We start from the raw sequence: 398 nt of genomic DNA, 5'->3' as shown, positions 1-398 counted from the left end.
GCTTTTTTCTGAGGACTACGCCAGCCTCGGCACCTTTTTCCTGTTGTTTGTGCAACTGGTTCCCGCGTTTTGTCTGATAACCATTCTGTTACTGGTGAATCGCGCGGAATTACCGGTCCGTTTAAAAGAGCAACTGGCACGGGTGCTTTTTCAACTCAAAACCTGGGGGATGGCGGAGATTTTCCTCGCGGGTGTGCTGGTCAGTTTCGTTAAACTGATGGCTTACGGCAGCATTGGGGTAGGCAGCAGCTTTCTCCCCTGGTGTTTATTTTGTGTCCTGCAACTGCGCGCTTTTCAGTGCGTTGATCGTCGCTGGTTATGGGACGACATCGCCCCGATGCCAGAACTGCGCCAGCCGCTAAACCCAGGCGTCACGGGGATACGCCAGGGGCTGCGTT

1 protein-coding gene is annotated in these 398 nt (G+C 54.3%); it reads left to right on the top strand.

The genetic code is table 11. The annotated features are described in order from the left end of the window. Positions 1 to 398, top strand: a 398-nt coding sequence (locus tag E0L35_RS25930) for a paraquat-inducible protein A (protein ID WP_171051250.1), incomplete at both ends; no start/stop codon positions are given.

The organism is Halomonas sp. ATBC28, from assembly GCF_005937175.1.
Lineage (GTDB): Bacteria > Pseudomonadota > Gammaproteobacteria > Pseudomonadales > Halomonadaceae > Vreelandella > Vreelandella titanicae.
This window is presented reverse-complemented; position numbering and strand designations above follow the sequence as displayed.